Source organism: Pseudoalteromonas sp. C8 (assembly GCF_011378685.1).
GTDB classification, from domain to species: domain Bacteria; phylum Pseudomonadota; class Gammaproteobacteria; order Enterobacterales; family Alteromonadaceae; genus Pseudoalteromonas; species Pseudoalteromonas arctica.
This window is the reverse complement of sequence record NZ_WTKT01000051.1, coordinates 906-1,343: the sequence shown is the minus strand read 5'-3', so window position 1 is coordinate 1,343 and position 438 is coordinate 906. Positions and strand designations below refer to the sequence as shown.

The following is a 438-nucleotide window of genomic DNA, read 5'->3' as shown; positions in this document are numbered from 1 at the left end:
ACTACAACGTTGATAGGCAAGGTGTGTAAGTGCAGTAATGTATTGAGCTAACTTGTACTAATTACCCGTGAGGCTTAACCATACAACACCTAAGTGGTGTTGGTGTTTACCAAGACACATAGAGTGGATACTCTTTAAACTAGCGCTTGTGAAGTATATTTACATAAACATAATTTTGTAAGATGAAAGAATTTCAGAATTAGAACATATCTAACAGCTTTTCTAATTTATTTTTTATGCTTGGCGATAATAGCGCTGTGGTACCACCTGATCCCATGCCGAACTCAGAAGTGAAACGCAGCTGCGCCGATGATAGTGTGAGGTCTCCTCATGTGAAAGTAGGTCATTGCCAAGCGCCTAATACGGATAATCCCTGTTGACTAACGTCAGCAGGGATTTTTTCGTTTAGGATATAAAATAAATAACTGATAGCTTATA

General features: G+C 38.4%; 2 rRNA genes. Both read left to right on the top strand.

Annotation, left to right across the window (positions count from 1 at the left end):
- Nucleotides 1–82, top strand: a 23S ribosomal RNA gene (locus GQR39_RS19985); the annotation flags it as partial.
- Nucleotides 83–239: 157 nt separating this feature from the next.
- Nucleotides 240–355: ribosomal RNA gene (rrf, locus tag GQR39_RS19980) — 5S ribosomal RNA — on the top strand.
- Nucleotides 356–438 lie beyond the last annotated feature (83 nt).